This is a genomic window from Polymorphobacter sp. (assembly GCF_051860865.1).
Classification (GTDB): domain Bacteria; phylum Pseudomonadota; class Alphaproteobacteria; order Sphingomonadales; family Sphingomonadaceae; genus Sandarakinorhabdus.
On the sequence record NZ_JBIMKZ010000010.1, the window covers coordinates 19,527 to 40,591 of the forward strand.

General features: G+C 69.6%; 18 protein-coding genes. 16 read left to right on the top strand and 2 right to left on the bottom strand.

What is annotated here, in order from left to right:
- The first annotated feature begins 237 nt into the window (after positions 1-237).
- From ACTIFJ_RS03280 to ACTIFJ_RS03290, 3 genes are read left to right on the top strand one after another with little or no spacing between them, the layout of a single operon-like run.
- The gene (locus ACTIFJ_RS03280) at positions 238-1,206 is read left to right on the top strand and encodes a quinone oxidoreductase family protein (protein ID WP_439532657.1); all 969 of its coding nucleotides are present in this window, start codon (positions 238-240) and stop codon (positions 1,204-1,206) included.
- A gap of 55 nt (positions 1,207-1,261) precedes the next feature.
- Positions 1,262-2,299, top strand: a complete 1,038-nt coding sequence (gene tsaD, locus ACTIFJ_RS03285; protein WP_439532658.1) for a tRNA (adenosine(37)-N6)-threonylcarbamoyltransferase complex transferase subunit TsaD — start codon at positions 1,262-1,264, stop codon at positions 2,297-2,299.
- The gene (locus tag ACTIFJ_RS03290) at positions 2,296-3,270 is read left to right on the top strand and encodes an NAD(P)H-dependent glycerol-3-phosphate dehydrogenase (RefSeq protein ID WP_439532659.1); all 975 of its coding nucleotides are present in this window, start codon (positions 2,296-2,298) and stop codon (positions 3,268-3,270) included. Before tsaD ends, ACTIFJ_RS03290 begins: the two co-directional genes overlap by 4 nt.
- Before the next feature lie 10 nt (positions 3,271-3,280).
- Here ACTIFJ_RS03290 and ACTIFJ_RS03295 read toward each other — a convergent pair whose 3' ends face one another.
- Complete coding sequence (locus tag ACTIFJ_RS03295; protein ID WP_439532660.1) at positions 3,281-3,442, bottom strand: DUF1674 domain-containing protein; 162 nt, start codon at positions 3,440-3,442, stop codon at positions 3,281-3,283.
- Positions 3,443-3,570: 128 nt separating this feature from the next.
- On the opposite strand from ACTIFJ_RS03295, the gene ACTIFJ_RS03300 reads away from it, so the two are divergent.
- From ACTIFJ_RS03300 to ACTIFJ_RS03325, 6 genes are all read left to right on the top strand, one after another.
- Complete coding sequence (locus ACTIFJ_RS03300; RefSeq protein ID WP_439532686.1) at positions 3,571-4,869, top strand: RsmB/NOP family class I SAM-dependent RNA methyltransferase; 1,299 nt, start codon at positions 3,571-3,573, stop codon at positions 4,867-4,869.
- Entirely contained in the window at positions 4,869-5,504 is a 636-nt protein-coding gene (locus ACTIFJ_RS03305; RefSeq protein ID WP_439532661.1) for a YoaK family protein, read from the top strand. Before ACTIFJ_RS03300 ends, ACTIFJ_RS03305 begins: the two co-directional genes overlap by 1 nt.
- Positions 5,505-5,572: 68 nt before the next feature.
- Positions 5,573-6,232, top strand: coding sequence for a ribulose-phosphate 3-epimerase (rpe, locus tag ACTIFJ_RS03310; RefSeq protein ID WP_439532662.1), 660 nt, complete (start codon positions 5,573-5,575; stop codon positions 6,230-6,232).
- 2 nt (positions 6,233-6,234) lie between these two features.
- Positions 6,235-7,980: a heparinase II/III family protein gene (locus ACTIFJ_RS03315; RefSeq protein ID WP_439532663.1), complete on the top strand. Its 1,746-nt coding sequence runs from the start codon at positions 6,235-6,237 to the stop codon at positions 7,978-7,980.
- A 16-nt stretch (positions 7,981-7,996) separates the two neighbouring features.
- Entirely contained in the window at positions 7,997-9,586 is a 1,590-nt protein-coding gene (purH, locus tag ACTIFJ_RS03320) for a bifunctional phosphoribosylaminoimidazolecarboxamide formyltransferase/IMP cyclohydrolase (protein WP_439532664.1), read from the top strand.
- Positions 9,587-9,630: 44 nt separating this feature from the next.
- The gene (locus ACTIFJ_RS03325) at positions 9,631-11,106 is read left to right on the top strand and encodes a hypothetical protein (RefSeq protein WP_439532665.1); all 1,476 of its coding nucleotides are present in this window, start codon (positions 9,631-9,633) and stop codon (positions 11,104-11,106) included.
- A gap of 97 nt (positions 11,107-11,203) precedes the next feature.
- On the opposite strand, the gene ACTIFJ_RS03330 is transcribed toward ACTIFJ_RS03325, so the two are convergent.
- Positions 11,204-12,859, bottom strand: coding sequence for an NAD+ synthase (locus tag ACTIFJ_RS03330; RefSeq protein WP_439532666.1), 1,656 nt, complete (start codon positions 12,857-12,859; stop codon positions 11,204-11,206).
- A gap of 223 nt (positions 12,860-13,082) precedes the next feature.
- On the opposite strand from ACTIFJ_RS03330, the gene plsY reads away from it, so the two are divergent.
- The 7 genes from plsY to ACTIFJ_RS03365 all read left to right on the top strand — a co-directional run bounded on the left by plsY (position 13,083) and on the right by ACTIFJ_RS03365 (position 21,063).
- Positions 13,083-13,670, top strand: coding sequence for a glycerol-3-phosphate 1-O-acyltransferase PlsY (gene plsY / locus ACTIFJ_RS03335; protein WP_439532667.1), 588 nt, complete (start codon positions 13,083-13,085; stop codon positions 13,668-13,670).
- Positions 13,667-14,770, top strand: a complete 1,104-nt coding sequence (dprA, locus tag ACTIFJ_RS03340) for a DNA-processing protein DprA (protein ID WP_439532668.1) — start codon at positions 13,667-13,669, stop codon at positions 14,768-14,770. Before plsY ends, dprA begins: the two co-directional genes overlap by 4 nt.
- 98 nt (positions 14,771-14,868) lie before the next feature.
- Entirely contained in the window at positions 14,869-17,463 is a 2,595-nt protein-coding gene (topA, locus tag ACTIFJ_RS03345; RefSeq protein WP_439532669.1) for a type I DNA topoisomerase, read from the top strand.
- Between the two features lie 284 nt (positions 17,464-17,747).
- On the top strand, positions 17,748-18,587 hold the full coding sequence (locus ACTIFJ_RS03350; protein WP_439532670.1) for a helix-turn-helix domain-containing protein: 840 nt from the start codon (positions 17,748-17,750) through the stop codon (positions 18,585-18,587).
- Positions 18,588-18,659: 72 nt separating this feature from the next.
- Complete coding sequence (locus tag ACTIFJ_RS03355) at positions 18,660-19,127, top strand: SUF system Fe-S cluster assembly regulator (RefSeq protein ID WP_439532671.1); 468 nt, start codon at positions 18,660-18,662, stop codon at positions 19,125-19,127.
- Positions 19,128-19,132: 5 nt separating this feature from the next.
- Entirely contained in the window at positions 19,133-20,623 is a 1,491-nt protein-coding gene (gene sufB, locus ACTIFJ_RS03360; RefSeq protein ID WP_439532687.1) for a Fe-S cluster assembly protein SufB, read from the top strand.
- Entirely contained in the window at positions 20,623-21,063 is a 441-nt protein-coding gene (locus tag ACTIFJ_RS03365) for a hypothetical protein (protein ID WP_439532672.1), read from the top strand. The genes sufB and ACTIFJ_RS03365 overlap by 1 nt, the downstream gene beginning before the upstream one ends.
- Positions 21,064-21,065 lie beyond the last annotated feature (2 nt).

Genomic DNA, 21,065 nt, shown 5'->3' on the forward strand with positions numbered 1-21,065 from the left:
AGGCCGAGAGGGGAAGTCTAGCTTGCCGATGTCCGGTCCGGCAAGCTGTCGGGCATCGCTACCGCGGAGAAGACGATCAGCCGTTAGTACCAACCTGTTTTCATCGCATCAACCACCGTGACAGGTCACCGGATGGCCATGAGGCTGAGATTAGAGTTTTCATATATTTTTTAACGATAAAAGATACTTACCGCGCAGCACGAAAAATCGCAGAGACAGATTTTCAAGGAGATCATCATGCAGTCAGTCACGATCACCAGCGCTGGCGGGCCGGACGTCCTCGCGCTGTCGCCGCTCGCCCTTGCGGACCCTGGGCTCGGTGAGGTCCGGATTCGCCATACCGCCATTGGTCTCAATTTCATCGACACCTATCATCGCTCCGGCCTTTATCCGCTATCCTTGCCAACAGGGCTCGGCATCGAGGCGGCCGGCGTGGTCGAGGCGCTGGGGCCGGGAGTCGATCATCTCACCATCGGTGAAAGGGTCGGCTATTGCTGGGGGCCGCCCGGGGCCTATGCCACACATCGGCTGATCGCGGCGGCCCGGGTCCTGACGCTGCCTGACTCGGTCTCGGACGACGTGGCGGCGGCGGGCCTGCTCAAGGGCTGCACGGCTGAATTCCTCATCGAGCGCTGCGCCCGGGTCGAGGCCGGTCAGACCGTGCTCGTCCATGCGGCGGCCGGCGGCGTCGGGCTGCTGCTCGTGCAATGGTTGAAGCACATCGGCGCCATGGTCATTGCCGTCGCCGGATCACCAGCCAAGGTCGCCATTGCGATGGCGGCGGGCGCCGACCATGGCATCGTCCAGACGGCGGACCTGGCGCAATCGGTCCGCGATCTTACCGATGGCCGCGGCGTTGATGTGGTGCTCGACGGCATCGGCCGCGACACCTTCGAGGCGTCGCTGGACAGTCTCCGGAAGCGCGGGCTTTATGTCAGCTATGGCAATGCCTCGGGGCCTGTCGGCGAGGTCGATTTCGGCATCCTGGCGCGCAAAGGCTCGCTATTCGCCACCCGGCCGACGCTGTTCGACTATTACATCACGCGCGACGACATGGAGACCTATGGCGGCCGGGTGCTGTCGCTGATGGCCTCGGGCGTGCTGACGCTGACCATTGGCCAGCGCTATGCACTTGCCGACATTGCTCAGGCGCACAAGGATCTCGAGGGGCGCAAGACGACGGGGTCGACGGTGATCCTGCCCTGAGGGCGATGGGGGATCGTGAGTCGACCCTGGAGGGGGCGCCGGCTATGGGAGGGCGATGATCGTCCTGGGCCTTGAATCAAGCTGTGATGAAACCGCGGTGGCGCTGGTGGGCGATGACCGCCTGATCCTCGCCAGCCGCATCGCCAGCCAGGACGAGTCGCATCGCCCGTTCGGCGGCGTCGTTCCCGAGCTTGCCGCCCGCGCCCATGTCGAGCGGCTGACGCCGATGGTCGCCGAGGTCCTCGGTGAAGCCGGGCTGGGGCTCGACGATGTCGATGCCATCGCCGCCACGGCCGGTCCCGGACTGATCGGCGGTGTCATGGTCGGGCTGGTCACCGGCAAGGCGCTGGCGATGGCCAGCGGCAAGCCGCTGTTGGCGATCAATCATCTCGAAGGCCATGCCCTGTCCCCGCGGCTGGCCGATGCCGATCTCGAATTTCCCTATCTGCTGCTGCTGGTGTCCGGCGGGCATTGCCAGCTTCTCGCCGTGGAGGGCGTCGGCCGCTATCGCCGGCTTGCCACGACGATTGACGATGCGATCGGCGAAGCCTTTGACAAGACGTCGAAAACGCTAGGGCTCGGCTTTCCCGGCGGCCCGGCTGTCGAGCGGGCGGCGCGGGTGGGTACGGCGGCGCGGTTTCCGCTGCCGCGTCCCCTGCTGGGGGCCGACGAGCCGCATTTCAGCTTCGCCGGGCTCAAGTCCGCCGTGCTGCGCAGCTGGCAGCAGCTGGCGGTGCAGGACGATGCCGCCCGGTCCGACATGGCTGCGGCCTTTCAGACCGCGGCCACCGATTGCCTTGTCGACCGCACCGCGCGGGCGCTGGCCCTTGCCGATGGGCCTTTGGTGGTCGCGGGCGGGGTAGCCTCCAACCAGCATATCCGCGCCGCGCTTGCCGCGCTGGCCGGTCGCCATGGCCGCCGTTTCGTGGCGCCGCCGCCGTGGCTGTGCACCGACAATGCGGCGATGATCGCCTGGGCCGGGGTCGAGCGGCTGGGTCTCGGGCTGGTCGACACGCTGGAGGCGCCGGCCCGTGCCCGCTGGCCGCTCGATCCGGGTGCGGCGACGGTGCGCGGTGCGGGGGTAAGGGCATGAGCGGCACGAGGATCGGCGTGATCGGCGGTGGCGCCTGGGGCACGGCGCTGGCGCAGGTGATGGCGGCGCAGGACGATGTCCTGCTCTGGGCGCGCGAGCCCGAGGTGGTGGCGGCCGTCAATGCCGGCGAGAACAGCCTTTTCCTGCCCGGCGTGCGGCTGCACGAGCGGGTGCGGGCGACGACCGACCTTGCCGACCTCGCCAGCGCGGATCTCTGGCTCGTCGTTGCGCCGGCGCAGCATCTGCGTGCCGTGCTGGCCGCCGCGCCCGATCCGGCGGGCCGCACGCTGGTGCTGTGCGCCAAGGGCATTGAGGCCGGCAGCCACAAGCTGATGGCCGATGTTGCCGCCGAGGCCGGGGCGGAGCGGATCGCCGTGCTGTCCGGGCCGACCTTTGCCGGCGAGGTGGCGCGCGGGCTGCCGACGGCCGTCACCCTGGCCTGCCGTGACAGTGCGGCCGGCGCGGCGCTGGTGCAGCGGCTCGTCCGTCCGGGCTTTCGGCTTTATCTGTCGGACGATGTCACCGGCGCCGAGATCGGCGGTGCGGTCAAGAATGTGCTGGCCATCGGCTGCGGTGTCGTCGAGGGCGCCGGACTGGGTCTCAATGCGCGGGCCGCGCTGATCGCCCGGGGCTTCGCCGAGATGACCCGCTTCGGTGTGGCGCGCGGGGCGCGGCCGGAGACGCTGGCCGGCCTGTCCGGGCTCGGCGATCTGGTGCTGACCTGCACCTCCACCAACAGCCGCAATTTCACGCTGGGCGTTGGCCTCGGGCGCGGCGAGCGCGCCGCCGATCTGCTGGCGGCGACATCCTCGGTGGCGGAGGGCGCTGCCACGGCGCCGGTGCTGGCGGCGGCGGCGCGGGAACTGGGCGTCGACATGCCGATCTGTGCCGCCGTTGCCGCGCTGATCGACGGGGCGCCGCTGGCCGCAACCGTGACTGCGCTGATGACCCGGCCGCTGAAGGGCGAGTAGCGCCGGCGGGTCAGAAGTCGACGGCGATCCCGCCCTTTTCCCAGTCACCGTAGCGAACTGGATCGGGCCCGCCGCGGCCGCCGATTTCCTTCGACGGCGTGGGCTTCGACTCGGGGTTGGGCGCGGCCGGGGGCGGCGTCGGGTCGGCGGTTGGCTTGTCTTTGTCGATCATGGGGCAAGTCTAGGCCCTTCCCGGAAGTCGCGAAAGGGGGGCGCGACCATCGGCGCGGGCCGGACGCTTGCGCGGGGAGTTCCCCAAACGCCGATTCCGGGGCATGGGAGCCTTTTTGGGAGGCGGTCATCGTCAAATCTGATCAGGCTCCGGTACAGGCAACGGCCGGCGTTCCCGCCCGCCGGGCGGCGCTCAAGCTGTTGATGGCGGTGCTCGGCCGTGGCACGCCGCTCGAACTGGCGCTGGATACCGCGCTTGCCGAGGTCCGCCTGTCCAACGACCGGGCGCTGGCACGGCACCTGGCGGCCACCGTGCTGCGCTGGCTGCCGGACCTCGACGCGCTGATCGATTCGGCCACCCCCAAGCCGCTGCCCGAGGATGCGCGTGCGCGGATGGTGCTGCGCGTCGCGCTGGCCGGCTGGCTGAAGCTGGGCACGCCGCCGCATGCCGTCGTCGCCACGGCGCTGCCGCTGGTCGAAGGCGGGCCGCGCCGGCTTGTGCACGGCGTGCTCGGCAGTCTGATCCGCGCCAATGCCACCCTGCCCGAGGCGCCGCACCTGCCTGATCTGTTCGCCATCCGCTGGGCGATGGACTGGGGGCCGGAGGTCGCCGAGGCGGCCGCGGCTGCGCTGGCCGAGGAGCCTGCTACCGACCTGACCCTGCGCGACGCCGCCGAGACGGACCGTTGGGCCGAGGCGCTGGGCGGCACCAGCCTTGCCCCCGGCCATGTCCGGGTGCCACGCAGCAAGAGCCTGGGCGGCGATCTCACCGAATGGCCGGGCTTCGCCGAAGGGGCGTGGTGGGTGCAGGATTTCGCCGCATCGCTGCCGGCCCGGCTGCTTGGTGCGCAACCCGGCGATTCGGTGCTCGACATGTGCGCCGCCCCGGGCGGGAAGACCTTGCAGATCGCCGCTGCCGGCGCCGATGTCATTGCGCTGGATGTCTCCGACACCAGGCTTGAGCGGGTGCGGGAGAATCTTGCCCGCACCGGGCTGGCGGCGACGCTGGCGGCCGGCGACGCGCTGCGCTGGGAGCCCGGCCGGTTGTTCGACCGCATCCTCCTTGATGCCCCCTGCTCGGCGACCGGCATCTACCGCCGCCATCCCGACGTCCTGCATTTGAAGGGCGCGCGCGATCTTGCGCCGCTGACCTTGCTGCAGGCGGCGCTGCTGCGCCGGGCGGCCGGCTGGCTCAAGCCCGGCGGCACGTTGGTCTATGCCACCTGCTCGCTCGATCCGCGCGAGGGCGAGCGCATCGCCGAACGGATCATCGCCGGCCTGCCGCGGGCGCCGATCGAGGCGGCCGAACTGCCGGCGTCGCTTGCCCCCACCGGTGAGGGCTGGGTGCGGACGCTGCCGGGCCAGATCGCCGACCAGGGCGGGTTGGACGGATTCTTCATCGCCCGTTTCCGCAAGCTCGCGGCATGATGCAGGATCGGCGCGCGCGTATTTTCGCCGCCATCCTGTCCGGCACCGCCGGCTATATCGACGCGGTCGGCTGGCTGACCTCGGGCGGCCTGTTCGTTTCGTTCATGAGCGGCAATGTCACCAAGCTCGGCCTCAGCCTGTCCGGCCAGCTCGAAGCGGCGGCGCTCGGTGCCGGCCTGATCAGTGCCTTTGTCGGCGGCGTCGTCATCGGCTCGCTGGTCGGTCGGGCGGCGGGGCCGAGGCAGCCGCGCCGCGTGCTGGCGCTGGTGACGATGATCCTCGCCGCCGCCACCGCCTGCCTCGAATCGGGGCTGCTGGTCCCCGCCGTGCTCGGCCTCGCCGCCGCCATGGGCGCCAAGAACACGGTTTTTGCCGAGAAGGGCGAGGTCAAGATCGGCCTCACCTACATGACCGGCGCGCTGGTCCGCATGGGCAAGCGCATCGCCACGGCGCTGACCGGCGGCGACCGCTACAGCTGGCTGGAGCCACTGGCGCTGTTCTCCAGCATGTTGTCGGGGGCGTTCCTCGGTGCCATGGCCCAGGCCGGGCTCGGCGCCCGCGCCATGTGGGTGGCGACCCTGGTGTCGCTGGCGCTCACTCTTTACGCAAGGCGCCTGCAAACCCCCGACAGATGAGAGGGGACGGGGCCAAATTCAGCCGACATGGTCTACCCTGCACGGCGCGCCGCTGCTAGAGCGGGGCCATGCAACAGCCGGTCCGCATCGCCCCCTCCATCCTCTCCGCCGATTTCGCCCGTCTCGGCGAGGAGGTCCGCGCCATCGAGGCCGCCGGCGCCGATTATGTCCATGTCGATGTGATGGACGGCCATTTCGTCCCCAACATCACCATCGGCCCGATGGTGGTGAAGGCGTTGCGCGCCCACACCAGCCTGCCGTTCGACGTCCATCTGATGATTTCGCCCGCCGACCCCTATCTCGATGCCTTTGCCGAGGCCGGTGCCGACATTCTCACCGTCCATCCCGAGGCCGGGCCGCACCTGCACCGCTCGGTCCAACGGATCAAGGCGCTCGGCAAGAAAGCCGGCGTCTCGCTCAATCCCGCCACGCCGGCCAAGATGCTCGATTATGTGCTGGAGGATCTCGACCTGGTGCTGGTGATGAGCGTCAACCCCGGTTTCGGCGGCCAGAGCTTTATCGACAGCCAGCTTCGCAAGATCGAGGCGATCCGCAAGGCGATCGACAAGACCGGCAAGACCATCGACCTTGAGGTCGATGGTGGCATCGATGGCGTCACGGCGCGGGCCGCCATCGATGCCGGCGCTGATGTGCTGGTTGCCGGCACCGCCACCTTCCGGGGCGGGGCGGCGAACTATGCCGCCAACATCGCCGCCCTGCGTGGCTGAGAATGGCCAGATCCCCGGAGCCTCCCGCCGATAACCCCGAAACGGAAAGCCGCCAGACCCTGCGCCGGCTCGGCGGCGACAAGGGGCTGTCGCTGACCGAACGGCTGTCGACCAATGTCGCGGCCCGGCTCTATGCCACGCCGCTCCATGCCATGCGGCTGCGTGGCCGCTATCCGCTCAAGCTGCTCGGCGTCGCCGCCGATCCGGTGCCCGGCGACCCCGCCATCGGCGAGCGCATCGCCGCTGGCCGGCTGATCCACGCCGGCCATACGGCGTTCGTGCGCGACCTGGATTTCGCCGCCGCCCATCATCCGGCGCGCTGGCGGGAATGGGCCGATGGCTGGTGCTGGCTGCGCGATCTTGCTGCCCATGTCCCCGATGTCCGCGCCGCCACCGCGCTCGCCGAACCGCTGGCGGCGCGCTGGCTGGGCCGGTTCGCGGCGTTCGAGCCCGTTGCCTGGCGGGCCGACATCACCGGCCAGCGGCTGCTGATGGCGCTCAGCCACGCGCCGCTGATCCTGTCGTCGCCGGATCAGGTCTATCGCTCGCTGGTGCTCTCAGGCATCGCCACCTGGGCCCGGCATCTCGACCGCGCCGCCTTCCGCCTGCCGGAAGGGCTGGGCCGCGCCCTGGCGCTGGCCGGCCTCTGGGCCGCCGGCCTGTTGCTGCCCGGCGGCGAGACCCGCGCCGCCCGGGCGCTGGCCGGGCTTGAGTCGCTGCTGCCCGAGCTGGTGCTGCCCGATGGCGGCATCTACAGCCGCGCGCCGATCGATGCGCTGCACCTGGCCGAGTTGCTGCTCCATGCCGGCGGCGCCGCCGAGGCGCTGGAGAAGCGCCCGCCGCTGGCCTTTGCCGAGGCGCTGGGCCGGCTGGTGCCGGCGCTGCGCGGCATGGCGCTCGGCGACGGCATCGTCGGCGCCTGGGCCGGTAGCGCGGCGCTGCCCGCCGCGGCGCTCGCCCGGCTGTCGTCCCAGGTTGCCAGCGGCACCGCGCTCAGCAAGGGCGGCGGCCATTCGGGCTATCATCGGCTCGGTGCCGGCAAGACCATCGTCCTCGTCGATGCCGGTCCGCCGGCGCTGGCGCGGATGGCGCCCGAGGGTCATGCCGGCACCTTGGCCTTCGAGATGAGCGATGGCCCGCAGCGGCTGATCGTCAATTGCGGCGGCCAGCGCGGCCTTGCCGCTCCGCTCCCGGCCGCGCTGGCCGACGGGCTGCGCACCACCGCCGCCCACAGCACGCTGACGATCGAGAATACCAACAGCACCCGCATCCGCGATGACGGCTCGCTCGGCCTCGGCGTCGAGACCGTCGATGTCGAGAGCCGGGCGAGCAGCGAGGGCTTCTGGCTGGAGGCCAGCCATGATGGCTATGCCCGGCGCTTCGGCCTCACCGTCCGCCGCCGGCTTTGGCTGTCGCCCGATGGCCTCGACCTGCGCGGCGAGGACGCGCTGGAGCCGGCACCTGTCGGCGCGCTCAAGCGGCGCGGCCCGCGCCCTTTCGACATCCGCTTCCATCTCGGCCCCGATGTCGCGGCGACGCCGACCGTCGATGGCTCGGGCGCGCTGCTCAAACTGCCGGGTGGCCGCCTCTGGCAGATGAAGGCGCGCGGCGGCGCGCTGGCAATCGAGCCGTCATTATGGGTTGATCCGGCCGGCCAGTTGCACAAGACGAGCCAGCTCGTCATTTCCGGCACCACCGACAAGGGCGCCGCCACCATTGGCTGGAGCCTCAAGCGGGCCGGTCGCTGAACCACAAGAGGTACGCATGAGTGAATTGATCCCCGTCCGCCGCGCCCTGCTCTCGGTGTCGGACAAGACCGGCCTCGCCGAGCTTGCCGGCGCGCTGGTCCGCCATGGTGTCGAGCTGGTCTCCACCGGCGGTACCGCCGCAGCGCTGCGCGCCATGGGTCACGACGTCCTCGACGTCGCCGAGCTGACCGGCAGCCCCGAGATGCTCGACGGCCGGGTCAAGACGCTCCATCCCCGGGTCCATGGCGGCCTGCTCGGCGTGCGCGATAACCCCGAGCATGTCGCTGCCATGGCCGAGCATGGCATCGGCGCCATCGATCTGGCGGTGATCAACCTCTATCCGTTTGCCGCCACCGTCGCGCGCGGCGGTACGCGCGACGAGATCATCGAGAACATCGATATCGGCGGCCCCGCCATGGTCCGGTCCTCGGCCAAGAACCATGATTTCGTCGCCGTGCTGACCGCGCCGGACCAGTATCAGGCGCTGGTCGAGGCGCTCGATGTCCATGCCGGCTCCACGGACCTGGCGCTACGCCGCCGGCTTGCCGCCGCCGCCTTCGCCCATACTGCTGCCTATGATGCCGCCGTGGCGGACTGGTTCGGCCGCGTCGACCAGGGCGCCCAGTTTCCGCCGCTGCTGCCGCTGGCGCTCGAGCGCGTCGAAACGCTGCGCTACGGCGAGAACCCGCACCAGTCGGCGGCGCTTTACCGTCCGGTCGGCGCCACCGGCGGCGTCGCGGCCGCCCGCCAGGTCCAGGGCAAGGAGCTCAGCTACAACAACCTCAACGATGCCGATGGTGCCCTTGAGCTGATCGCTGAATTCCGTGATTCCGGCCCCGCCTGCGCCATCATCAAGCACGCCAACCCCTGCGGCGTTGCCCAGGGCGCCAGCCTCGCCGAGGCCTATCAGGCGGCTTTCGCCTGCGATCCGGTCTCGGCCTTCGGCGGCATCATCGCCGTCAATCGGCGGCTGGACGGCGCCACCGCCGCCGCCATCACCGGCATCTTCACCGAAGTCGTGATCGCGCCGGACGCCGATGAGGACGCACTGGCGCTGTTCGCCGCCAAGAAGAATCTCCGGCTGCTGCTCACCGGCGACCTTCCCGATCCGCGCCGCGCCGGGCTGGTGCTCCGCCAGATCGGTGGCGGCATGCTGGTCCAGACGCGCGACAATGGCGCGGTCGGCCGGGAGGACTGCAAGGTCGTCACCCGCCGCGCCCCCACCGACACCGAATGGGCCGACATGCTGTTCGCCTGGACGGTCGCCCGCCACGTCAAATCGAACGCCATCGTCTATGCTCAGGGCGGCGCCACCGCCGGCATCGGTGCCGGCCAGATGAGCCGCCTCGATTCGACCCGCATCGCTGCGCAGAAGGCACAGGATGCCGCCGAGACCGCCGGCTGGGCGCAGCCCCGCACTATCGGCTCGGCCGTCGCCTCGGATGCCTTCTTCCCGTTCCCGGACGGGCTGCTCGCTGCCGCCGATGCCGGCGCCACGGCGATCATCCAGCCCGGCGGCTCGATCAAGGACGCCGAGGTCATCGCCGCCGCCGACGCGCGCGGGCTGGCGATGGTGCTGACCGGCCAGCGCCACTTCCGGCATTAAGCTTCGCCTGTCCCCGCCGTTGTCCTCCTGAAACGGAGGCAAGGATGCGGATCGGCGAACTGCTGGTGGCGGCCGGGCTTGTCGGCGAGGCCGATGTCGCCCGCGCCATGGCCCGGCAGCGCGATGAGGGCGGCCGGCTTGGGCCAAACCTCGTCGCCACCGGCGCCATCGACGCGGCGACGCTCGATGCCTTTTGCGCCGGCATTCCGCCCGAGCCGGCGACGCTGTCCGAGACCGGCCTCGACGAGAAGACCCTGCTCGAGCTGATGCTCAAGCTGCTGTTCGCCGGCCCGGCGGAGACCGTCGACGCGCTGGCCAGCGCGCTGTGCCTGTCCCCCAAGCTGGTCGTCGACCTGGTCGAGGCGGCGGTGCGCGGCCAGCTGCTGTCGGCGCTCGGCGCCGGTCCCGACGCGCTCGGCGGTGCGCTGTCGATCCGCTACGCCCTTACCGATGCCGGCAAGGCCCGGGCCCGCGAGGCGATGGCACGCTCCAGCTACGCCGGGCCGGCGCCGATCTCGCTGGACGCCTATGTCCATTGGCTCGATCGGCAGAAGGTCACCAACGAGGTCATCAACGAGCCGGTGATGCGTCGCGCCTTCGAGGGCCTCGAAGTGCCCGATACGCTGGTCCGGCAGCTCGGCCCGGCGGTCAGCTCGGGCCGGGCGCTGCTGATGTACGGGCCGCCCGGCAACGGCAAGACCTCGGTCGCGCAGCGGCTCGACCGGGTGTTCCGCAACATCATCTACATCCCCCACGCCGTGCTCGTGGAGGGCCAGCTGATGACCGTGTTCGATGCCGATGTGCATCGGCCGGTCGATCCTTCGGCGCTCGGCCGCCCCCGCCTCGTCACCTCGCTCTATCGCGACGAGCCCGATGCCCGCTTCGTCGCCTGTTGGCGCCCCTTCATCGTCACCGGCGGCGAGCTGACCATGGAGATGCTCGACCTCAAGCACGAGCCCGGCGGCAATTTCTATGTCGCCCCGCTGCACATGAAGGCCGCCGGCGGCTGCCTGCTGATCGACGATTTCGGCCGCCAGATGGTCTCCCCCACCGCGCTGCTCAACCGCTGGATCGTGCCGCTGGAAAACCGCATCGATTACCTCAAGCTGCAGACCGGCAAGAGCTTCCGCGTGCCCTTCGAGACTGTGGTGATCTTCTCCACCAACCTGGCCCCCGCCGACCTGATGGACCCGGCTTTCCTCCGCCGCATCCCCTACAAGCTGGAGATCGGCCCGCCGTCCGCTGCCGGCTGGAAGCGCATCTTCGCCGCCGCCGCCGCCGCCCAGGGCCTGGCCGCGTCCGACACCGAGCTCGACCATCTCGCCCACGCCCTCACCGCCACCCACGGCCTCGATCTCGCCGCCTTCCAGCCGCGCTTCCTGATCGACCAGATCATCGCCGCCTGCCGCTTCACCGGCCTGCCCCGCGCGCTGCACCCGGAGCTGGTCGAGCTCGCCATCGGGAACCTCACCGTCGGCCGGGCGCGGGGTGAGACGGCGACGCTGGCGAAGGTAGCTTAGAAGGGCCTCCGGCAGCTGGGGACGAGGCCCCCAGACGCCTCAACTGGGCCGGGACCCGTTTTTGGGGTCCGGGGGCGAGCCCCCGGCCGCCGGAGGCTCACGCCGTTCGGAAACTATGGGTGATCGGATAGCGGCGATCGCGGCCGAAGTTGCGGTGGCCGATCTTTACACCCGGCGGGGCCTGCCGGCGTTTGTATTCGGCAAGGTGCAGCAGCCGCTCGATCCGCGCGATCACCGCCGGGTCGATACCCTGCGCGGCGAGGTCGGCGGCCGATTGCTCATTCTCGACCAGCCCGATCAGGATGCGGTCGAGCAGGTCATAGGGCGGCAGGCTGTCCTCGTCCTTCTGGTCGGGGCGCAGCTCGGCGGACGGCGGGCGGGAGATGGTGCGCTCGGGGATGACCACGCCGGCCGGCCCCAGCGCCAGCCGCGGCCGATGCGCGTTGCGCCAGCGCGCCAGCTTGAACACCGTGGTCTTGTAGACGTCCTTCAGCACCGAATAGCCGCCAGCCATGTCGCCATAGATGGTCGCATAGCCGACCGACATCTCGGATTTGTTGCCCGTCGTCACCAGCATCGGCCCGAATTTGTTGGACAGCGCCATCAGCGCCAGCCCGCGGATGCGCGACTGGATATTCTCCTCGGCGGTGTCCGGCGCCCGGCCGGCAAAGCTCTCGGCCAGCATCGTCTCGAAGGCCTGCATCGCCGGTGCGATGGGAATGCTGTCGAGCCGCGTCCCCAGCAGCCGCGCCGTTTCGCCCGCTTCCTCGAGGCTGAGGTCGGCGGTGTAGGGCGAGGGCAGCATCACGCACCACACCCGGTCCGCCCCCAGCGCGTCCACCGCCACCGCCGCCGTCACCGCTGAATCGATCCCGCCGGACAGCCCCAGCACCACACCCGGAAAGCCATTGCGGTTCACATAGTCGCGCAGCGACAGCAGCATCGCATGCCAGATATCGGCCGGGTCCTCGTCGAGCCGCGCCCGCGCGCCCGGTGCGCAGCGAAACGCCTCGCCCGGCGCCCCGCGTGACCAATGGGTGATCGCCACCGCCTCCTCCCAGTCCGGCATCTGCACGGCCGGCACCAGGTCGGCGTTGAGCACGAAGCTCGCCCCGTCGAACACCAGCTCGTCCTGCCCGCCGACGCGGTTCAGATAGGCCATGCCCAGCCCGCTCTCGCGGATCCGCGCCACGGCGATCGACAGCCGCTTGTCGACCTTCCCCAGCTCATAGGGCGAGCCATTGGGCACGATCAGCATCTCGGCCCCGGTCTCCGCCAGGCACTCGGTCACCTCGGGCGTCCAGATGTCCTCGCACACCGCCACCCCCAGCCGCGCGCCGCGAAACGCCAGCGGCCCCGGCAACGGCCCCGGCCGGAACACCCGCGCTTCGTCGAACGTCCCGTAATTGGGCAGCAGATGCTTGAACGACAGCTGCACCCGGCCTCCATCCACCAGCGCCGCCGCATTGTGCAGCCGCCCCTCGCGCGCCACCGGCAGGCCCACCAGCAGCGCCGGCCCGCCATCCTCGCTCACCAGCCGCAGCCGCTCCAGCGCCGCCGCCGCCGCCTCGATCAGCGCCGGCTTCAGCACCAGATCCTCGGGCGGATAGCCGACCAGCGAGAGTTCTGGCGTCACCACCAGGTCCGCGCCCGGCACCCCCGCCCGCGCCGCCAGGATCGCATCGGCATTGCCCGCCAGGTCGCCGACGCGGGCGTTCAGCTGGGCCAGGGCAATGGAAAGATCAAGCGTCATGGCCTCCGCTTTAGAGAGGCCGGGGAGAGGAAGGAAGAGCCTCCGGCGTTAAGAAAAGGCCTCCGGCGGCTGGGGCCGCAGGCCCCAGACCCCAAATATATGGTTGATCCCGCAGGACGTTCTGCCGTCGTCTTGCGAAGGCTGGACTATCGGGGTCTGGGGCCTGCGGCCCCAGCCGCCGGAGGCCCTTCCTTCTTCTCCCCCATATCGCTAGCGTCCCGCCATGGGGCTCGATCTTCTGCCGGCGCTGGCGCTGGGCTATCTTCTTGGCAGCATCCCGTTCGGATGGTTGATGACGCGTGCGGCCGGGATCGACATCCGCGCCGTTGGCTCGGGCAATATCGGCACCACCAATGTGTTGCGGACCGGCCGCAAGGGGCTGGCGGTGGCGACGTTGCTGCTCGATGCCGGCAAGGCGGTGGCGGCGGTGCTGCTGGCGCGGCATTTTTGGGGCGAGGGCGCGGCGCAGGCGGCGGCGGCGGCGGCATTTGTGGGCCATCTCTGGCCGGTGTGGCTGGGCTTTCGTGGTGGCAAGGGCGTGGCGACGCTGCTCGGGCTGGCTTTGGCGGCGGTGCCGCTGGCGGGTGTGGCGGCGTTGCTGGCCTGGGTCGGCGGGGCGCTGGCGACGCGCTATTCGAGCGTCGGCGGCATGCTCAGTGCGGTGGCGGCGCCGGTGGCGGCGCTGTTGCTGGGCCAGCCTGGATGGGCGCTGCTGATGGCGGCGCTGGCGCTGGCGCTGATCTCGAAGCATCGGGACAATATCGCCCGGCTGCGCAGCGGCACCGAGAGCCGGATCGGCCAGAAGGGATGACCGCCGATGCCGTCGCCCGGCTGCGGCTGATCCGCACGCCTTCGATCGGCCCGGTTACCTATCGCCAGCTGGTCACCCGCTTCGGCACAGCGGCGGCGGCGCTCGCGGCGCTGCCGGACCTGGCGCGTCGCGGTGGGCGGCAGCTGGACATTGCCCCGGCGGCGCTGGCCGAGCACGAGCTGGCGGCGCTCGATCGTCTCGGCGCTGTACCGCTGTTCATCGGGACGTCCGGCTATCCCGCGCTGCTCGCTGCCACCGAGACGGCGCCGCCGATGCTGGCGGCACGGGGCCGGCTGGCGCTGCTCGACCAGCCGGCGCTGGCGATGGTCGGCGCGCGCAATGCCAGCGCCGCCGGCACGCGGCTGGCGCGCGGCTGGGCCGAGGGGCTGGCGGCCGAGGGGCTGGTGATTGTCTCCGGGCTGGCGCGCGGGATCGATTCGGCTGCCCATAGGGGCGCGATGGCGGGCGGCACCATTGCCGTCATCGCCGGCGGCGTTGATGTGGTCTATCCGCCCGAGAATGCGGCGTTGATGGACGAGATCGCCACACAGGGACTGGTGCTGGCCGAGCAGCCGCCGGGCGTGGAGCCGCAGGCCCGGCACTTCCCCCGCCGCAACCGCATCATCGCCGGCATCGCCGCGGCGACGCTGGTGGTGGAGGCGGCGCCGCGCTCCGGTTCACTGATCACGGCGCGGCTGGCGGCGGAGTTCGGCCGCGATGTGCTGGCCGTGCCCGGCTCGCCGCTCGATCCGCGCGCCCAGGGCTGCAACCAGCTGATCCGCGAGGGTGCGACGCTGGTGCAGACGGTCGCCGACGTGATGGAGGCGCTGTCTGCCTTCGATGCCGATGGCGCCGGCCAGACGCTTGGCCAGCGTTACCAGCTGGCCGAGCCGCTGCCGCCGCCGATCGCCGCCGCGGCGCCGGAGGAGGCGCGGGCGCGGGTGCTGTCGCTGCTGTCCCCGACCCCGGTGGGGGTGGATGAGCTGGTCCGCCAGTCGGGCCTTGCCGCTGCCGATGTGGGTTGCGTTCTGCTCGATCTGGAGCTTGAAGGCGCCATGGAGCGTCATGCCGGTGGCCGTGTGGCCCGGGTTGCGGCATGAGAGCCCGTCATTCGCCTGTCATGCAGAGATGCTTGACGAACCTGCCCGGCGCTCGTCACCCTCGCGCGTACGTATGAGAGAAAGCGCCTGACCCGTTTATGCAACTCGTGATCGTCGAATCGCCGGCCAAGGCGAAAACCATCAACAAGTATCTCGGCGCCGATTACGAGGTGCTGGCGAGCTTCGGCCATGTCCGCGATCTCGCGGTGCGCGAAGGCTCGGTCGATCCGGCCAATGACTTTGCCATGGACTGGGAGGTCTCGGCCGATCGCAGCCGCCAGCTGAAGGAAATCGGCGACGCTGCCAAGCGTGCCGACCGCGTCATCCTCGCCACCGATCCTGATCGCGAGGGCGAGGCTATTTCCTGGCACCTGTCCGAATGGCTTTCGAAGAAGAAGCTGATGCCGAAGGGCGGCGCCGAGCGCGTCACCTTCAACGCCATCACTCGCGATGCCGTCACGACGGCCATGGCCCGGCCGCGGGCGCTCGACATGGCGCTGATCGATGCCTATCGGGCGCGCCGCGCGTTGGATTATCTCGTCGGCTTCACCCTGTCGCCGGTGCTCTGGCGCAAGCTGCCGGGCGCCCGCAGCGCCGGCCGCGTCCAGTCGGTGGCGCTGCGGCTGGTCTGCGAGCGCGAGTCCGAGATCGAGGCGCATCGCCCGCGCGAATACTGGACCGTCACGGCGCAGCTGGAAGCCCCCGGCGGCAGCTTCACCGCCCGTCTCGCCGTCCTCGATGGCCGCAAGCTCGACCAGTTCGACCTGCCCGACGAGGCCCGCGCCGAGGCCGCCCGCGCCCGTGTGGAGGCGGCAAAGGTCAGCATCACCAGCATCGAGACCAAGCCGGCCAGCCGCAATCCCTATGCCCCCTTCACCACCTCGACGCTCCAGCAGGAGGCCTCGCGCAAGATCGGCCTGTCGGCGGACCAGACCATGCGCCTCGCCCAGCAGCTCTACGAGGCCGGCCGCATCACCTATATGCGGACCGATGGCGTCCAGATGGCGCCCGAGGCCATCGCCGCCGTCCGCGCCGTCATTGCCGAGGATTATGGCAGCGGCCCGGACGTGCTGCCCGAGAAGCCCCGCCACTATGCCACCAAGGCCAAGAACGCCCAGGAAGCGCATGAGGCGATCCGGCCCACCGAGCTGTCCGCCCGCCCGGCCCGCAGCCCGTCGGACGACAGCGAGCGCCTCTATGCGCTGATCTGGAAGCGCACTGTTGCCAGCCAGATGGCCAGCGCCCGGCTGGAGCGCACCAGCGTGGTGCTGGAGGATGCCGGCCGCACGCTCGGTCTGCGCGCCACCGGCCAGGTCGTGGTCAGCCCGGGCTTTCTCGCTGTCTACACCGAGACCCGCGAGGACGAGTCCGATGGCGGCGATGATGACGATGATCGCCGCCTGCCCCGCCTCAAGGACGGAGAGGCCTGCACGACCAAGGCCGCCGACGCCAAGCAGAGCTTCACCCAGCCGCCGCCGCGCTATTCGGAAGCCAGCCTGGTCAAGCGGATGGAGGAGCTCGGCATTGGCCGCCCGTCGACCTATGCGTCGATCCTGCAGGTGCTGAAGGACCGGTCCTATGTCCGGCTGGAGTCCAAGCGCTTCTTCGCCGAGGAAAAGGGCCGGCTGCTGACCGCCTTTCTCGAGCGCTTCTTCAACACCTATGTCGGCTATGACTATACCGCCGGCCTCGAGGGCCAGCTCGACGAAGTCTCCGCTGGCGGCCGTGACTATCTCGCGCTGCTGCGCGATTTCTGGGCCGATTTCGAGGCCCGGACCAAGGATGTGCTGGAGATCCGGCCTTCGGACGTCACCAAGGCGCTCGACGAATGGCTGGAGCCGATGCTGTTTCCGCCGCGCGAGGACGGTGCCGATGTCCGCGCCTGCCCGTCGTGCGAGGGCGGCCGCCTCGGCCTCAAGACCGGCAAGTTCGGCGCCTTTGTCGGCTGCTCCAACTATCCCGAATGCCGCTATACCCGCCAGTTCGGCAGCGAAGGCGGCGCCAAGGAGAGCAACGGGCCGGTGCTGCTCGGCATCGATCCGGCCAGCGGCGAGCCGGTGACGCTGCGCGACGGCCGTTTCGGCGCCTATGTCCAGATCGGCGAGGAGGCCAAGCCGCCGCGCGCCAGCATCCCCAAGGACATGCCGGTGACCGGCCCCGAGGACCTGGACACCGCGCTCAAGCTGCTGTCGCTGCCGCGCACCATCGGCGCGCATCCGGAGACCGGCGAGCCGATCACCGCCTCGATCGGGCGCTACGGCCCCTATCTTGCCCATGCCGGCAAATATGCCCGGCTGACCAGCTCGGCCGAGGTTTTTGAGACCGGCATGAACGCCGCCGTCGTCAAGCTGGCCGAGGCGGCTGCCAATGGCGGTCGCCCGGCGCGGGGCAGCACTGCGCCGCTGAAGGAACTCGGCGACCATCCGGTCAGCGGCGCCCCGATCAAGCTGCTGTCCGGCCGATTCGGGCCTTATGTCTCGGACGGCACGACCAATGCCAATGTCCCCAAAGGCAGCGACGGCCTGGCGCTGACACTCGAGGAGGCGACCGTGCTGATCGATGCCCGCGCCGCTGCCGGGCCGTCGAAAGGCCGCAAGAAGCCGGCGCGCAAGGCCGCTGCCGCCAAGAAATCGGCCGCGAAAAAGCCTGCGGCCAAAAAGCCGGCGGCAAAGAAGAAGGCCGCCGCGACTTGAGGCAAGACCGGCTGTTCTGTCGGAATCTTACAATCCGCGCAGCACGGGCCTTGCTACCAGCATCGACGCGACCCGGGGCGAGTCGCGGCAGGGGCAATCGGCCCGGCAGCGCCATCGCCTGAACTTTACGGCCCGGCGACTGACCGCATTGCGGGCAGGACCGGGCCGATTTTTTCCTGTCGCCGCGCATCTGTCCCTCGCAAAATACCGTATTTGATGCTGTTTGATGAACGGTCATTCGGCGCAGCCGACCGACTGGCGGGGCAGAGCAATGGGGCAGGGGCATGGTCAGCATCAGATATTTCGCGCCGGCGCCAGCGCTGCGGCCCTATATTTCGTCTTACTATTCGTTCCGGTGCAGCCGCCCGCTGCTTGATGACCTGATGCGCGCCGAGTTGCCGCAGATCCGCTTCGTCCTGCAGGGCCGCGGCAGCAACCATTATGGCGACGGCAGCATCGTCGGCGGCCTGCAAACGCTGCTCCAGGGGCCGACGTCCTGCCCCGTGCATTTTGTCGCCGAGGGGCCGCTGCACGTCTTCGGCATCGGGCTTCTGCCGCAGGGCTGGGCCACGCTGATCGAAGAGCCGGCCGATCGTCTGGCCGATACCGCCATCGATCTGGCCGCCTTGCTCGGCCGCGCGGCCGACGACCTGTACGAGGCGCTGATCCTGGCGGGCGACGATGCCATGCGGGTGGCGATCACCGATGGCTTCCTGCTGGCCCGCCTGTCCGTGGACGCCGCGCCGACATGGTTCACCCGCCTCGCCGATGACTGGCTGCTCGCCTCCCCTGCCCCGCAGGTCGATACGCTGGTCAAGGCGTCGGGCATGTCGCAACGCACGGTCGAGCGCATGTGCCAGCGGCTTTATGGCGCCGGCCCCAAACTGCTGGCCCGCAAGTATCGGGCGCTGGGCGCGGCCGTCCGGCTCGGCACGGGCGAAGCGGCAGACTGGACCGAGACCAGCGAGGGCTTTTATGATCAGGCCCATTTCATCCGCGAGTTCAAGCATTTCGTCGGCCTGACCCCCAGCCATTTCCTCGATGAAGGCGCGCAGGTCATGCGTCTTACCATCGCCCGCAAGACGCTGATCCCGCATCTGCCCAGGCTGGCGATCGCCAGCTAGCAAGGCCTTCCGCCGGTTGACATCGGACGCCGGCACGACCATCTAAGCCGGACTGTTTTGCTCCACATTGAGGTGCACGAGCCGGTGATCCGCCTGACCAACCTTGCCGATTATGCCGTGGTGCTGATGACCGCGGCCGCCCGCGAGCCCGAGCAGCGGCTGTCGGCGGCGCGTGCCGCCGAGGCCACCGGCATCCCCGCCCCCACCGTCGCCAAGCTGATGGGCGCGCTCGCCCGCAGCGGCCTGCTGGTGGCGAGTCGCGGCGTCGCGGGCGGCTTTGCGCTGGCCCGCCCGGCGCTCGCCATCTCGGTGGCGGACATCGTCGAGGCCGTTGACGGTCCGATTGCGCTGACCGCCTGCGTTACCGGCGAGACCCATGAATGTGCGATCGAGGGTGTCTGCGGCGTTCGCGGCCATTGGGGTCCGATCAATGCCGCCGTAAGGGCCGCACTCCACCAGGTGACACTCGCCGACCTGCTCAAGCCCGCCCAGACACTCCGGGCCGGGTCGAAGGTGCAGCCCCAGCAGGTGCCGGCATGAACGGGATGAACGAACAGATGCCCGATATCGAGGTCCAGGACGCTGCCGCCCGCGCCGCCGTCGATGATCTGTCGACCTACAAATGGGGTTTTTCGTCCGATATCGAGCAGGATTTTGCCCCGAAAGGCCTGTCCGAGGACACGGTCCGCTTTATTTCGGCCAAGAAGGGCGAGCCTGAATGGCTGCTCGAATGGCGGCTCAAGGCCTATCGCCGCTGGCTGACCATGGAGAGCCCCGACTGGGCCAAGCTCGATATCGCGCCGATCGACTATCAGGACGCCTATTATTACGCCGCTCCCAAGGCGCGGCCGACGCTGGCCTCGCTCGATGAGCTCGATCCCGAAATCCGCCGCACCTATGAGAAGCTCGGCATCCCGATCGAGGAGCAGAAGATGCTCGCCGGCGTCGAAGGCGCGCGCCGCGTTGCCGTCGATGCGGTGTTCGATTCGGTCAGCGTCGCCACCACCTTCCGCGCCGAGCTCGAAAAGGCCGGCGTCATCTTCCGCTCGATCTCGGAGGCCGTGAAGGAATATCCGGAGCTGGTCAGGAAGTGGCTGGGCACCGTCGTCCCGGCGCATGACAATTACTTCGCTTGCCTCAACAGTGCGGTCTTCTCGGACGGCACCTTCGTCTACATTCCCGAGGGCGTCCGCTGCCCGATGGAACTCAGCACATATTTCCGCATCAACGCCGCCAACACCGGCCAGTTCGAGCGGACGCTGATCATCGCCGACAAGGGTAGCCATGTCTCCTATCTGGAAGGCTGCACCGCGCCGATGCGCGACGAGAACCAGCTGCACGCCGCCGTCGTCGAGCTGGTCACGCTCGACGATGCCGAGATCAAATATTCCACCGTCCAGAACTGGTATCCGGGCGATGCCGAGGGCAACGGCGGCATCTACAATTTCGTCACCAAGCGCGCCAACTGCCTCGGCGCCCGCTCGAAGGTCAGCTGGACCCAGGTCGAGACCGGCAGCGCCATCACCTGGAAATATCCGAGCTGCGTGCTGTCCGGCGACCATTCGGTCGGCGAATTCTATTCGGTCGCGGTCACCAACAACCGCCAGCAGGCCGATACCGGCACCAAGATGATCCATCTCGGCCGCGGCACTCGCTCGACGATCGTCTCCAAGGGCATTTCGGCCGGCCGCTCGAACGGCACTTATCGCGGGCTGGTGCGCATCGCCGCCACTGCCGAGGGCGCGCGCAACCATACCCAGTGTGATTCGCTCCTGCTCGGCGCCCGCTGTGGCGCGCACACCGTCCCCTATATCGAGGTGCGCAACCCCAGCGCCCAGGTCGAGCATGAGGCCACCACCTCCAAGATCAGTGAAGACCAGCTCTTCTATGCCCAGTCACGCGGGCTGGATGCGGAAGCGGCGGTGGGCCTGATCGTCAACGGATTTTGCAAGGAAGTGCTGCAACAGCTGCCGATGGAGTTTGCCGTCGAAGCCCAGAAGCTGCTCGGCATCTCGCTCGAAGGGAGTGTCGGATAATGCGCCTGCTGATCGCCATGGCCGGCGCCGGCCTCCTGCTCGCAAGTTGCGGAGACGCTACGGTCCAGCAGCGGCCGGAGACTGAGGGCAGCGCCGCCCGCACCGAGATGGACGCCGCCACCAAGGTCTATGCCGAATGCGTCTCCAGCCAGGCCGAGACCATGCCGGTCGCCGACGAGGCCGCCGGCACCCTTGCGCTCAACGCGATGGCCGTCTGCAAGGGCAGCCGTGACGTGCTGGTGGAGAAAGTCGCCGCCTTCAACGCAATCGGCTACCCCGAGCGCACGCCGCAACAGCTGGACACCGTCGCCGAGGCGTCGGTGAAACTGCTCGATGACGAGGCCCGCCAGGCCGCTGTCGTCACCATCGTCCGCCGCCAGACCGAAACCACCGACACCTCCGGCACAGGCCCCACGCCGCCGCCGGCCACCAAGGGCTGATC